At 27.7% G+C, this 235-nt stretch carries 1 protein-coding gene; it reads left to right on the forward strand.

Features of this window, described 5'->3' with window-relative positions; translation table 11 throughout:
• The coding region (locus NCT04_RS34360) for a hypothetical protein (protein WP_250470310.1) at positions 1 to 181 on the forward strand (181 nt) is incomplete at its 5' end.
• Positions 182 to 235 lie beyond the last annotated feature (54 nt).

Genomic DNA, 235 nt, shown 5'->3' on the forward strand with positions numbered 1-235 from the left:
GTATCTTGCCGCTGATCTCAAAGTAGTCACAACTAGTTACGGACGGAAAAACAAAAGTATTTTAAATATGCTCGAAGATGAAGAGATGAAGTCACACTTAAAAAGAAAGCAACTTCACATCGATTTATCAACATTTTTTTTTACGTTTTTATTTATTTTATTTTATTTGAGCAAAATGTAAGGAAGTTTTTTTTTACAAAACTATTAAAGTACCATTTTAAACACAGTTATAACT

The sequence above is a fragment of the Caballeronia sp. GAFFF2 genome, assembly GCF_023631485.1.
Taxonomy (GTDB): domain Bacteria; phylum Pseudomonadota; class Gammaproteobacteria; order Burkholderiales; family Burkholderiaceae; genus Caballeronia.